The organism is Rothia similimucilaginosa (genome assembly GCF_029850875.1).
Taxonomy (GTDB): domain Bacteria; phylum Actinomycetota; class Actinomycetes; order Actinomycetales; family Micrococcaceae; genus Rothia.
In genome coordinates this window covers 274,476-287,665 of sequence record NZ_JAOVAM010000001.1, presented here as the reverse complement: position 1 = coordinate 287,665, position 13,190 = coordinate 274,476, and the positions used below count along the sequence as shown (strand labels likewise).

7 protein-coding genes are annotated in these 13,190 nt (G+C 61.8%); 5 read left to right on the top strand and 2 right to left on the bottom strand.

The genetic code is table 11. The features are described 5' to 3' along the window. Positions 1-20 precede the first annotated feature (20 nt). Both QFX05_RS01095 and QFX05_RS01090 read right to left on the bottom strand, forming a co-directional pair. Positions 21-3,026: an alpha/beta fold hydrolase gene (locus QFX05_RS01095; protein WP_279740190.1), complete on the bottom strand. Its 3,006-nt coding sequence runs from the start codon at positions 3,024-3,026 to the stop codon at positions 21-23. Between the two features lie 87 nt (positions 3,027-3,113). Further along, on the bottom strand, positions 3,114-4,169 hold the full coding sequence (locus QFX05_RS01090) for a 3-oxoacyl-ACP synthase III (RefSeq protein WP_279740189.1): 1,056 nt from the start codon (positions 4,167-4,169) through the stop codon (positions 3,114-3,116). Positions 4,170-4,487: 318 nt separating this feature from the next. Between QFX05_RS01090 and QFX05_RS01085 the strand changes: the two genes are divergently transcribed. The 5 genes from QFX05_RS01085 (at position 4,488) to adhP (ending at position 13,017) form a co-directional block, all read left to right on the top strand. Next, positions 4,488-7,772 carry a chromosome segregation SMC family protein gene (locus tag QFX05_RS01085; RefSeq protein ID WP_279740364.1) on the top strand — a complete coding sequence of 1,095 codons (3,285 nt, stop codon included), beginning with the start codon at positions 4,488-4,490 and terminating at the stop codon, positions 7,770-7,772. Positions 7,773-8,062: 290 nt separating this feature from the next. Further along, on the top strand, positions 8,063-9,397 hold the full coding sequence (gene trpB / locus QFX05_RS01080) for a tryptophan synthase subunit beta (RefSeq protein ID WP_279740187.1): 1,335 nt from the start codon (positions 8,063-8,065) through the stop codon (positions 9,395-9,397). Further along, positions 9,397-10,251: a tryptophan synthase subunit alpha gene (trpA, locus tag QFX05_RS01075; RefSeq protein WP_279740185.1), complete on the top strand. Its 855-nt coding sequence runs from the start codon at positions 9,397-9,399 to the stop codon at positions 10,249-10,251. Before trpB ends, trpA begins: the two co-directional genes overlap by 1 nt. Beyond that, positions 10,251-11,255 (top strand): prolipoprotein diacylglyceryl transferase, encoded by a 1,005-nt coding sequence (gene lgt / locus QFX05_RS01070; protein WP_279740184.1) that lies wholly within the window; start codon positions 10,251-10,253, stop codon positions 11,253-11,255. The genes trpA and lgt overlap by 1 nt, the downstream gene beginning before the upstream one ends. Before the next feature lie 721 nt (positions 11,256-11,976). Beyond that, a complete protein-coding gene (gene adhP, locus QFX05_RS01065) occupies positions 11,977-13,017 on the top strand; it encodes an alcohol dehydrogenase AdhP (RefSeq protein WP_279740182.1) in 1,041 nt (346 codons plus the stop codon). Positions 13,018-13,190: the final 173 nt, after the last annotated feature.

The window sequence follows — 13,190 nt, the reverse complement described above, 5'->3', positions numbered from 1 at the left end:
CTTAGGGATCCGGCAGGCGCTTACGCCCCCGCAAGAACCTTCGACGCCCACTCACCCAGGGCGGGGCGGTTAATCTTTGAATTATGGCGAATATCGGTCGGATGCTCGTGCACCACCAGCACCGCGGCAAGCTCCACACCGGTATCCTCGGCAACCTTCTGACGCACCAGCTGCGACAGCTCGAAGGGAGCCACACCCTCTACAACGGGGAAGCAGTTGGTGCCAGGCACGCGATTGAGCAGGGCACGCTTGAGACCCGATGCCGACTGGCGTGCCTCCAAAGCGGCAGTATTCGCCGAAGCCTCAATGACCAGCACCGGGGCGGCAGTACCGGCAGGGCCCACAGCAACCAGGGCGGCGCGGCGCACCTCCGGCAGGGACTCGGCGGACTGCTCAGCCGCAACCGGGGTCAGTACACCCTGCGAAGTCAGCAGTACGTGCGCGAGACGGCCTTCAACCCACAGGCGACCCGAAGCGTCCAGGTGTCCAACGTCACCGGTATGATGCCAACCCGGAGTGCTAATGGACTGCTCCTCAGTCACCCACAGGGTGTCGTAGCGGTCCTTCACATGCGGTGCCGACACCAGAATCTCACCGGTCACACCCGGCTCATGGGTCAGCTCATCCGCCACCGAACCGTCCTGCAGCAGCGGCGCAATAGCGACCGCCGCACCGTACACCGCAAACCCAACGCATACGCCGTCACGGGCGAACGGGTCAAGCACCTCACCGGCAGCATTCGGGGTGCCCTCAGCAATCGCCTGGCGAATCATCTCGAAAGACACATCGGTCACCGGCAGGCCCTCGGTCATGCCGTACGGGGTGTGCAGGGAAGCGTTCGGCACCAGGGCGAAGAGCGCCTCCAGCAGCGGCACGGGAATTGGTGCGCCAGCACTCAGCACGGTCTGAACCTTAGCCAATGCCGCACGCTGCTCCCCGTTCAGCTCATCGGCGGTTGCCACAACATTCACCAGAGCGGCAGGGGAAGCGAACACGACCGTCGCATCAATAGCCGCCGCAGCCGACGCCAGTGCAGAAGCCGTCAGAGTCTTCGGGCGGGTCACATCCATCGTAGGAGTCACGCTGGTAGCACCCAGCGCCGGGCCCAACAGAGCAAAAGGCGCGAAGCCAGCCACCAGACCGCTACCGGGCGCAAAACCGTACGTATTCGCAATGGCATCACGCATACCCGCCAGCTGACGCTGCGTGTACACCACGCCCTTAGCCGGGCCGGTCGAACCGGAGGTGTACAGCACCGCTGCATCAGCATCCGGCACGGGGGAGGGGAACTCCACCACGGTCGGGGTGGGCACTGGCGCACCCGGAGTACCGTCAGCGGCGGGCGCGGTAAATACCGAACCGGCAACGCCTAGTAGCTTCTCCTGCACCGGACCCAGCGGATCCACAGAAATACGCACACCCGGCCACAGCAGCGTACGTGCAGCACTGAGCGCAGCGGGAATACCCACCAGGAAGCCCGGGTTAGCACCCTTCAACGCGCGAGTCAGACCCGGCAGACCCAGACCGGTATCAGCCACCACAATGACAGCGCCCAGCTTCATGCAAGCGTAAATCAGAGTGGTCAGACGGGCACCCGGAGGCACCATCAGGTTCACGCGGTCGCCCGGACGCACACCCAGGGCGTGCAGGCGGGTAGCGGTGGCGTTGACCTGCTGGTTCAGTTCAGTCCAGGTCAGGGTCACAGACACGGAGGTGCCGTCACCCTTGGGGTCCATATCCACCACGGCGATGGAGGCATCGTCGGCGCGTTCGGTGAGAGCGGCGAGCATGGGGCGGAACGCCGCGGGAACAGTACCCTCAGATTCCTCAGCGGCAGCGCCCTCGCCGGTCGTAAGGCCGTGGCGGCGTGCGCGTGCGGCACGATGCTCCGCCTCCGCATTACGCGCCGGAACCAACACGCCATCCTCCAGCGTGCCAAAGGTTTGCGCAAGCCACGAAATCATGGGGGTGGCAATATCGTAATCCTCAATGACCAGGTGCGACGCCTTCTCGTAACGGTGCACCTTCGCCTGCGGCATGCGCTCCATCAGATCGAACAGGTAGCGGCGCTGGAACACCGGGTCCTTCGTACCCCACTGGAAGAACGCGGGCACATCCAGCTCACGGATCTGCTCGGCAATATGCTGCATCGGAGCATAGGAGGGGATATCAGTACCGGTCGGAATATCACCCACAAAATTACGCACACCCTCACGCCACGCCGAATGAGCGTACGGCGCACGGTATGTACGGTATATCGCCTCGTTCAGAGGGCTCGGGTATAGGCGCTTAGGCTGCTTACCTACCGGCTGCGGTAGAGCACCATCAAGCGCCCCGGCACCGGCAGAACCCGGCACAGGCAGGCGGCCCTCATTCTGAGCCAAGCCCAAGGTCACATCAATAAACGCGGTCGAATCGTGAGTACCCCACTCGTGCACACCCAACGCCAGACGTAGGGCGGCAGGGATATTCTCAATGCCGTCATGGTAGACCGCGGTGTTCGTCAGCATCACGCCCGAAAGAATCTCACGATGCTCCAGCGCCCAACCAAAGGACACCAGCCCACCCCAATCATGGGCGAGGGTCACGACCGGCTTGTTGGTCTCATCCAGACCCAGCGCCTTCGTAAAGTCACCCAGATCAGTGATACGGTCGGTCAGGGTACGGCGCTCACCCTCCAAATCCAGGTGGGTTCGCTCCGAATAACCCATATCAATCTGATCAACCGCAACCACACGCCACGGAGCGCGCTCATTCACACCCGCATCCAGCACGGTACGCCACAGGTACGACCAGGTCGGGTTCCCGTGCACACAGAGGATTGTGCCAATCGGCTCCAAACCCTGCTCGACCAGCACCGGAAGGTTATCTAGGTAGTGCCAGCGGCGCGCACCAGCCTGCTGCGCCCGCTGCTCAATGGGAGCGGTGGTGGGCACCTCCAGAAGGTGGGAGTAGCGCGGGTTCACGCCCGCCCATTCCTCCGGGTTGTAGGGAGGCTGAGCCTTAGGGAAGTTCAAATGGCGCATGCTGGGGGAATCCTTCCGGATCGAATCGGTAAATGTCTACCGCACAAAGGTTAAGGGGCTGCCGGCTAAAGGTTGCCGACTAACGGGCTACCACTGAATTTCAAGTAGGGCAGTGTTCAGACCAGAACCCACACCCATGCACAAAATACGGTCGCCCCCCTTGTAGGTCGGGGCGCACTCCGCAAGAGTCATCGGCAGAGCTGCCGCAGCCACATTGCCCCACTTCGGGAAGGTCATGGGGATGCGCTCACGCTCAATACCGACCGCCTCAATAATCGCGTTCGTGTGGGCGTTAGAAATCTGGTGGGTCACGTAGGAGGTCATGTCGTTCCACTCCCAGCCGTCCTGATGCGCTTGCTCCCAGGCCTGCGCCACCAGCTCCAGACCGTGCTTGAGCAGGCCCTCAGCATCAGTGTTCATGCCCTGATCCGCTTCGCCACCGATGCACAGGTTACGGTGCTCAGTGCCCGCACGGGATACCGAACCGACAATGCGGTGACCCTCCGGGTGGCGGTCAGCGCGACCGATCACAGCCGCCGCCGCGCCCGAACCGAGGGTCAGGGTCGCGAACTGTGCCAGCACATCCTCGCGGGTCGAATCAGGGTTGTTCAGAATGCGCACCGCGGTACGGTGCCACGGGGAGGGATCCTCGCCAGCGACAATCAGGGCGTAGTCGATAGCACCCGCATCAATCATGGTGGAGGCAACAGTCATCGCGTTCACAAAGCCCAGGCAGGCGTTCGTAATATCGAAGTTCAGGGCGTGACGCGGCAGCTCCAAGCGGTCATGCACACCCACCGAAACGGCGGGCTCAAAGTTATCGCGAGTCACCGAAGCGTTAATCAGCAGGCCAATCTGGGAACGGTCAATACCCGCCTCCGCAATAGCCTTCTCGGCTGCGGCAACCACGCCGTCCTCGAAGGTCTGGCCCTCGGTCCAGCCGCGGCGAGTGCTAATACCTGCAAGACGCTCCAGCAGGCCCTTCGGCATGCGCAGACGCTGATAGGTTTGGGCCAGCTGCTCATCGAAGTAGTCGCTTGTGACGACCTCCGGAGGCAGCTCATGAGTAATGGACAGCAGAGCTGCATTAGCGTGACGAATGTCAGAGTTCGTGCCGACCTTCTCGGCGGGTGCTTTCAACAATGGTGTGGCCCTTGAAAATAGATGTCAGTGGTATACAAAGACGGCGGGGATACGCACTGCGTTCCCGCAGAATTCGCGATGCTCATTCCAACATACCGCACCGGTCGAGCGGACCCGTATCCGTAGACCCAATATGGACGCCCCCGTTCACCCCGCGCGTAAGATGATGCACAATGACGAACTTTGACTCCCCATCACCCGGTGCACGCTAACGCCGCCAGCCCGCCGCACCGCGTACACTAGAGGGATGCCGCCAGGCACCACAAAACGTGCCTGGCACACACCAGTTCTTTTGCAGAAAGGCCCCTTGTGCACCTGATGTCGCTGACCCTGCGCGGGTTCAAGTCTTTCGCCTCCGCCACCACTTTTGAGTTTACCTCCGGCATTAACGCGGTGGTCGGACCCAACGGCTCCGGTAAGTCCAATGTGTTGGATGCGCTCGCCTGGGTGATGGGAGAGCAGGGCGCTAAGAGCCTACGTGGTGGCAGCATGAAGGACGTCATTTTCGCGGGCTCCGGCGAGGCTGGTTCGGGCGACGGGGCCCAGCGTGCGCCCCTGGGTCGGGCCAAAGTCACCCTGACTTTCGATAATTCCGACGGCACCCTCAGCATTCCCGCTGACCGGGTGCAGATTTCGCGCACCATGTTCCGCTCAGGTGGCAGCGAGTACGAGATTAACGGTTCCCCGGCGCGTCTTGCCGATATTCAGGACCTGCTCTCGGAGGCGGGTCTGGGTCAGCAGATGCACGTGCTCGTCGGGCAGGGGCAGCTGGATGCGGTTCTGCACGCTACCGCCCAGCAGCGCCGCGACATGATTGAGCAGGCGGCAGGCGTGGTCAAGTACCGCCGCCGCCAGGAAAAGACCAGCCGCAAGCTGGAGTCTGTGGCATCGAACGTTACCCGCCTGAGCGACCTGGTGGCCGAGCTGGATTCGCAGCTGCAGCCGCTGAGCGAGCAGGCGGAATCCGCCGCGACCGCGCGTCAGCTGCAGGCGCGCATCCGCCAGCTGGAGGCGGTACTTTTGGCGCGTCAGCTGGGTGTTCTGCAGGCTGAGCAAGCGCAGGCTCTCGCCTCCGAGTCTGAAGGTACCCGTCGCACCGAAACCCTGAAAGAACAGCTGGAGGCGGCGCGTGCCGCATCCGCGAAGCATCAGCAGGAGCAGAACCGTCTGAACGCTGAGGTCACCGCTTGCCAGAAGGCCGTGTCGACCCTGCGCGAGTCCGCCGCGCGCGTGCGCACCGTGCAGTCCATCGCCGCCGAACGTGTGCGCACCTACCGCGTGGAGCTGACCGAGGCAACCGCCGCCGCCCGCGCCGGATACGAACGTACCCTGGAACTGCTGGAGGAACGCCGCGAAGAGGCAGAACGCGCAGTTGAAATCTACTCTAGCTTTGAAGAGCGCTACGATGCGGCACTGAAGACCGTTGAGAAGGCGGCATCTGAGGTGGCGCAGACTGAGCGTGTCTCGGGTGAGGCAGCGCAGTCTCGTTCCCGCGCGCAGGCTCAGCTCGATACCGCCCGCGCCGCTGCGGTGGAGGCGACCCGCGCCTACGCGGCGGCGGCTGAGCGTGCAGCAACTCTGCGTGAGGCGCTGGGTCAGAGCCTGGGGGAAGTACCCGCCGAGCTGGGCACTGAATCTGCCGAGGCGTTGTTCGACCCTGAGACTGGTGAGCTCATGGATTCTGCGAGCGAGGGCGCGAGCCTGCTGCGTGTGCTGGATGCCGTGCAGATTAACCCCGAGTATGCGCGCGCGGCATCTGCGGCACTGACCTCGCTGGCAACCGCGGCGTTGAGCGTGCCGGTTGAGGGCGCCGAGGTATCGCAGCTGCGCGGTAATAAGGGTGAAGAAAGCGGCGAATCTGCCGCGAAGGAACTTTCAACAGAACTGCCCGAATCCTGCGCCGCTGAGCTGCGTGAGCTGGGTATCCGCCCCGCAACCGAGATGATTGAACCGCTCAGCGAGGACGCCGCCGCGCTCGCCGGTATCGACGAGCACGCCCTGGCACGCGTCACCGCGGCGCTGGGTGAGCGCCTGGCGGGTGTGCTGTTCGCGCCGGACGCCGCCTCCGCAGAGCACGCCCTGCACCTGCTCGCAGAGAATCCCCTCGCAGGTCAGCGCACTATGTGGCGTATTTTTGACCCCGCAGGCACCGAGCACACCCGCTACAGCCTGCTCTACCCGGCTGAGGGCGCCAGCCCCCTGGAACTTGCCGCCGCATACCGCGCCGCCTCCCAGGTCGTGACCCGCACCCGCGCGGAACTGGACGAAGCCGAGCAGTCCGTTCAGCAGGCTCAGACCGCGGCAGAATCGGCGGTCGAAGCAGAACGCGAGGCAGCGAAGGCGGCGGGCGTGGCGAGCGCCGAGCATGCCCGCGCCCGCGCCCAGGCGGAGTCCCTGGAAGCCTCCGCGCAGAACATTCAGAATGAGCGTGCCCGCCTGAACGAGCGCCTCACCGCCGCGGAGGAGTCCGTAGCCGAAGCGCGCACCGCCTACGAGTCGGCGCGTACCCGCGAGGATTCCTACCTGGCGGGCACGGGGGAGCAGGCTCCTGCTGCAACAATTGAGCGCCGCGCCCAGCGTCTGGGTGAGGTACTTGCCGAGCAGGTGAGCGAGCGCGAGCAGCAGCTGCACGAGCTGAGCGGTGCCCTGAAGAACGCCCAGGAGGGCCTGACCAGCACGAATGATGAGGTGCAGGACCTGCAGGCGGCGCACGCGGCGGCGCTGACCCTGCTGGCGCGCACCCAGACGGAGGCGGCGCGCGTGCAGGAGCGCGTACAGGCGCTGGCTGAGCGTGCCCGCCTGGTGACCGGTTTGACCCTGGAGCAGCTGGAGGAGGAGTACTCCGAGCAGCTGCCGGTTGACGTGCCCGCAGAGGAGGCTTCCGAAAATTCCGCCCCCGAAAATACTGCTACCGAGACGGCATCAGAGACTGCCGAAGCCTCCACCGAGAGCGTCCGCGCTCGCCTCAAGGCGACCCGCGCCGAACTGGATGCGCTGGGCGCCATTAACCCGCTGGCGTTGGAGGAGTACGAGGCGCTTTCGGAACGCCACGCCTACCTGAATCAGCAGATTGAGGATTTGAAGGCGACCCGCCGCGACCTGAACACGGTCATGGACGAGGTCAGTAGCCACATTGCGGAGGTGTTCACCGCCGCTATGGATGACATCAACACCCACTACCGCCGCATCTTTGAGACCCTGTTCCCGGGAGGCGAGGGCCACCTGGAGCTGGACGACCCCTCCGATCCGTTGAACTCGGGTGTGGAGATTCACGCGCGCCCGGCGGGTAAGAAGGTCAAGCGCCTGTCGCTGCTGTCCGGCGGTGAGCGTTCGCTCGCGTCGCTGGCGTTGCTGATTGCGATTTATATGTCTCGCCCGTCGCCGTTCTACGCCCTGGATGAGGTTGAGGCGGCGCTAGATGACCGCAACCTCTCGCGCCTGCTGCAGGTGATTGGTGAGCTGGGGGAGCGTTCGCAGCTGATTGTGGTGACGCATCAGAAGCGCACGATGCAGATTGCGGAGACCCTGTACGGGGTGTCGATGCGCGGTGGCGTGTCGACGGTGCTTTCCCAGCAGATGGAGGAGCTGCGCGAGCTGCTGTAGCTCGCCGCCCTTGCCCGGTCCTGCGCCACCCCTTCCCAGCGTTTAGACCTTCCAATGCGAGCCGCCCATACCCGCGGGCGCACCCACCCCGGCGAACGTCACATGTCCTAGGAATGGTCATGTGAACCTCAAGGTACTGTTCACTGCCCGTGCCCGGGTACTATAGGGGGATATGTGCGAACACCGCGCACCTATTCGCGGTTGGCGTGGTGTTTCGCTGTGATCAGGCCTGATGCCCCGCCCTACCCGCGGTGCGCATCCGGCGGCAACCATCCAGGGAAGGAATAGTGATGAGCGAGAACCTGGCAGATGCTTTCCTCAACGGCGAGTCGTTGAAGAATGCCCCCGGCCCCTATTTTGGTGAGTACGGCGGGCGGTGGATGCCCGAGTCGCTGATTGCCGCCATGGATGAGCTGGAGGCAACCTTTAACGAGGCGAAGAACGACCCCGAGTTTATTGCTGAGTTCCAGCGTCTTTCTGCTGAGTATTCGAACCGTCCGTCGCTGCTGACGGAGGTTCCGAAGTTCTCTGAGCATGCTGGTGCGCGTGTGTTCCTCAAGCGTGAGGACCTGAACCACACCGGTAGCCATAAGATTAATAACGTGCTGGGTCAGGCTCTGCTGGCTAAGCGTATGGGTAAGACCCGTCTGATTGCGGAGACTGGCGCGGGTCAGCACGGTGTTGCGACTGCTACTGCGGCTGCGCTCTTCGGCATGGAGTGCGTGGTCTACATGGGTGAGGAAGATACTGAGCGTCAGTCGCTGAATGTGGCCCGTATGCAGCTACTGGGTGCGAAGGTGATTGCGGTTCAGAACGGTTCCCGCACTCTCAAGGATGCCATTAATGAGGCGCTGCGCGATTGGGTTTCGAACGTTGAAAACACCCACTATCTGCTGGGTACTGCTGCTGGTGCGCATCCGTTCCCGGCGATGGTGCGTTTCTTCCACGACGCTATCGGTGAGGAGGCCCGCGAGCAGATTCTGGTTGAGACCGGCCGCCTGCCCGATGGTATTGCTGCCTGCGTGGGTGGCGGTTCGAACGCGATTGGCCTGTTCCACGCGTTCTTGGACGATTCGTCGGTTGAGATTTACGGTTTTGAGGCTGGTGGCGACGGCGTGGAGACGGGCCGTCACGCGGCGACTATTACTCTGGGACGCCCGGGCATGCTGCACGGCGCGATGACCTACCTGATGCAGGATGAAGACGGTCAGACTATTGAGTCCCACTCGATTTCGGCTGGTTTGGATTACCCTGGTGTGGGTCCGGAACACTCTTACCTGTCTGATATTGGTCGCGTGACCTACGAGCCGGTGACTGACACCGAGGCGATGGATGCCCTGAGCCTGCTGTGCCGTACTGAGGGTATTATCCCGGCGATTGAATCCTCGCACGCTCTGGCGGGCGCGCTGCGCGTGTGCCAGCGTTGGGCTGCGGAGGACCCGGAAGCCGCACGCGAGAAGACGATGATTGTCTGCCTGTCCGGTCGTGGCGATAAGGACATGGAGACCGCCCTGAAGTGGTTCGGCCTGGGTAAGGCGATTCCCTCTTCAACCCTGATGACCGGTAATAAGGAAGCTGCCGCATCCACTGCACAGAACGCACAGGCTGAAAGTGAGGCTAAGTAATGAGCTACCAGGACGCTATTTCGCATGCTGCCCCCTTTGAGGTGTTGGACGGTACGTTCCCGACTTCTAACCCCGATTCGCCGCTGGCAGCTCGTCTGACTGAGTGTGAGAAGCAGGGCCGCGCGGCGCTGATTGGCTACCTGCCGGTGGGCTTCCCGACCCTGGATGAGTCGATTGACGCGGCGATTGCTTTGGGCAATAACGGCGCGGACATTATTGAGCTGGGCGTGCCTTATTCTGATCCGGTCATGGATGGCCCGGTGATTCAGAAGGCGACTGGCGTGGCGCTGGAGAACGGTTTCAAGCTTCCTCATCTGTTTGAGGCGGTCCGCCGTATTACCGAGGCGACCGACGCGGTGGTTGTAGTGATGACTTACTGGAACCCGGTTCTGGCGTACGGTGTGAAGAATTTTGCGCGTGATTTGGTAGCTGCCGGTGGCGCGGGTATGATCACCCCGGATTTGGTGCCTGATGAGGCGTCGGCGTGGTTTGAGGCTTCTGACGAGTACGGTCTGGATCGTATATTCTTGGCGGCTCTTTCTTCTTCGCCGGAGCGTCTGGCGACTATTGCGAAGGCGTCGAGCGGCTTCGTATACGCCGTGTCGGTGATGGGTGTGACTGGTGCCCGCACCTCCGTGTCGGAGGCGGCTCGTACCCTGGTTGCAGACATTAAGGCTGCCGGTGCGCCTCGTGCGTGCGTGGGCCTGGGTGTTTCGACTCGCGCTCACGTCGAGGAGATTGGTGCGTATGCGGACGGCGTGATTGTCGGTACCGCACTGGTGAAGGCTTTGGCTTCTGGCGGTGTTGATGCGGTGGCTAAGCTGACCCGTGAGCTGGCGGGGTGTGAAGGCTAATGTCTGATGTACTCTCTCTGGCGAGCGTGCCGGTAGCTAACGTGCTGGCTTCGATTCCCTCCCCGAGCGTTTCGTACCTGCAGCTGGGCCCGTTCCGTGTGCATTTCTATGCCCTGTGTATTCTTGCGGGTATGGCGGTGTGCTTGTGGCTGGGCGCTCGCCGTTGGAAGGCGGCGGGTGGCACCCCTGAACGCGTTTTTGACGTGGCGATGTGGGCTATTCCGGCGGGCATTATTGGTGCTCGCGCCTACCACGTGCTGATTACTGACCCGGGTAGCTATTTCGGTCCGAATGTTGCTGATCCGTGGGCTTTCCTGAAGATTTGGGAGGGCGGCATCGGCATCATGGGTGCCGTGTCGGTTGGCGCATTGGGTGCTTGGTATGGTTGCCGCCGCTACGGGATTAATTTCCCGGCTTTTGCGGATGCGGTAGCGCCGGGTATACTGCTGGCTCAGGCGTTTGGCCGCTGGGGTAACTGGTTCAACCAGGAACTGTTCGGCAAGCCGACGACTCTGCCGTGGGGCTTGGAGATTAGCGCGTCGAGCAGTAATTTCCCGCCCCAGTATCCGGCGGGTACGCTGTTCCATCCGACATTTCTGTACGAGTCGTTGTGGAACCTGCTGGGTGTGGCTTTGTTGCTGTGGCTGGGCCGTAAGGGCGTGCTGAAGCTGGGGCAGACCCTGTGGCTGTACGTGCTCTACTACGGTATAGGGCGCCTCTTCATTGAGATGTTCCTGCGTATTGATACCTCGGAGATGCTCTGGGGTGTTCGTATTCACGTGTGGACTGCTCTGCTGCTGGTTCTGCTGGGTGCTACTGGTTTTGTGGTGGCTGGTCGTCGTGCGGCGGCGAAGGCTGCTGCGGGTATTGAGCCAGCTCCTGCGGAGTTCGTTCTGAAGCCTGCCGCAGATGAGTCTGCAGAGGACGCTGAGAAGAAGGCATCCGAGAGGGTAGAGTCCGCCGAGGATTCTGACTCTTCTGAGTCTTCGAGGAAGGGCTCCTAGCTTTCGTCTTCTAGCTTTCGTCTAAATTTCATCTTGATTGAACCCGCCGTGTGGAGGTGCACTCCGCACGGCGGGTTTGCTGTACTTGCCGATGCTTCATCTGCCCTGTCACGCCGCCGACTGCTGATGGTTCGGTGATTGATTTTTCGAGCACTTGCACCCAGAAGCTAGTGAGTACTGCGACTGCCGGTGCAGCTGGCTGACGGTGGCGCTGGCAGCGGTAGTAGGTTCATGGATCTGGGCTAGGCGTTGAACGCTCCGAATGGTCCGGGTGAGCGCGGCGGTGCAGGCTATTAGGGTTGTATTCTGCTTCTAGACGGTGGCTATGAGCGGCTATGAGCCTGTAGGGATTGTATAGGTGCAGATTGAACCCTTTCTTTAGGGTGGTATGCGCCTCAAACTTAATATTTAAATTTTTTTCTAAATGCTTCCCAGGCCTCTGGTTTAGGAAGCATTCTCATCTTCTGTGTCACTTCGTCATAGCGTCATATAAACCTTTGGCGGTTTAGTGCATTGGTAGGAATAGACCTTATCGAAAGCTTATCCTCGCTCGCGTGCCGACCACTAAGTAACCCCTCTGTCATATTCGGGGGTAAACCTTTAGATTGGCGGCTCATCATTTTACGGTGGAAATGTAAAGAATACGCGCGCCCACCCCGTTAGGTTGTACAGCGCAAATTGCGGCTTGAGCGCGGCCACCAATGACTAAGGAGTTTAGGTCATGTGCAAGGAAACCATGAAGGCTGTTGTCGTCCCTGAGAAGGTTGACGGTTCGGTTGTTGTCCGTGAGGTTCCCGTTCCGGCTGTCGGTCACGGCCAGGCGCTTGTGAAAATTGAGTACTCGGGTGTGTGCCACACTGACCTGCATGTGGCTTCCGGCGATTTCGGTGAGGTTCCGGGTCGTATTCTGGGCCACGAGGGTATCGGTCGTGTTGTCAAGGTAGGCGAGGGTGTTGAGTCCCTGAAGGAAGGCGACCGCGTGTCGGTGGCTTGGTTCTTCGAGGGCTGCGGTCACTGTGAGTACTGCACCTCGGGCCGTGAGACCCTGTGTCGTTCGGTGAAGAATGCAGGCTACTCGGTTGATGGCGGCATGAGCGAGTACACCCTGGTGACCGCTGATTACGCTGTGAAGGTTCCCGAGGGTCTTGACCCGGCGCAGGCAAGCTCGATTACCTGCGCCGGTGTGACCACCTACAAGGCGATTAAGGAGTCGCTGGTTCGCCCCGGCGAGTGGCTGGTTGCTTACGGTGCTGGCGGTCTGGGTAACCTGGCTGTTCAGTACGCTAAGAAGGTTTTCGGCGCTAAGGTTATCGCTGTTGACATCAACGATGACAAGTTGGCTCTGGCTCGTGAGACCGGCGCTGACCACGTCATCAACGGCCGTAAGGTTGAGGATGTTCCGGCTCGTATTCGTGAGCTGACCGGCGGTGGCGCTCACGCTGCTGTGGTGACCGCAGTGTCGAAGGTCGCGTTCAACCAGGCTGTCGAGTCGGTTCGTGCGGGCGGTTCTGTGGTTGCTGTTGGCCTGCCCTCGGAGATGATGGAGCTGTCCATTGTGAAGATTATTCTGGATGGCATCCGCGTGGTGGGCTCCCTGGTGGGCACCCGTCAGGATCTGGCGGAGGCGTTCCAGTTCGGTGCTGACGGCATCGTGGTTCCGGTGGTTCAGCTGCGTGAGGTTGACGAAGCACCGGCTGTCTTCGAGGAAATGGCGGCAGGTAAGATTACCGGCCGTATGGTTCTGGACTTCACCAGCCTCTAAGCTGGCGGATGATTCCAGGTCCTCGGTAGGGCTTCAAGGTCTCACTCGGCTGGGGTCCTGCCGGTAGTTTCGATGGTTATAACGTCTAGGGCGCATCCCGTGTGGCGGGGGAGTAGGGGTACTCTTTCTGCCGTGCATACGACGCGGGGTGCGTCCTAGTGTTTTTAGCTAGA

Bases quoted from the DNA above. Each gene is read 5' to 3' on its own strand.
- QFX05_RS01095 (WP_279740190.1), bottom strand. From the start codon at position 3,026: ATGCGCCATTTGAACTTCCCTAAGGCTCAGCCTCCCTACAACCCGGAG.
- QFX05_RS01085 (WP_279740364.1), top strand. From the start codon at position 4,488: ATGTCGCTGACCCTGCGCGGGTTCAAGTCTTTCGCCTCCGCCACCACT.
- trpB (WP_279740187.1), top strand. From the start codon at position 8,063: ATGAGCGAGAACCTGGCAGATGCTTTCCTCAACGGCGAGTCGTTGAAG.
- trpA (WP_279740185.1), top strand. From the start codon at position 9,397: ATGAGCTACCAGGACGCTATTTCGCATGCTGCCCCCTTTGAGGTGTTG.
- lgt (WP_279740184.1), top strand. From the start codon at position 10,251: ATGTCTGATGTACTCTCTCTGGCGAGCGTGCCGGTAGCTAACGTGCTG.
- adhP (WP_279740182.1), top strand. From the start codon at position 11,977: ATGTGCAAGGAAACCATGAAGGCTGTTGTCGTCCCTGAGAAGGTTGAC.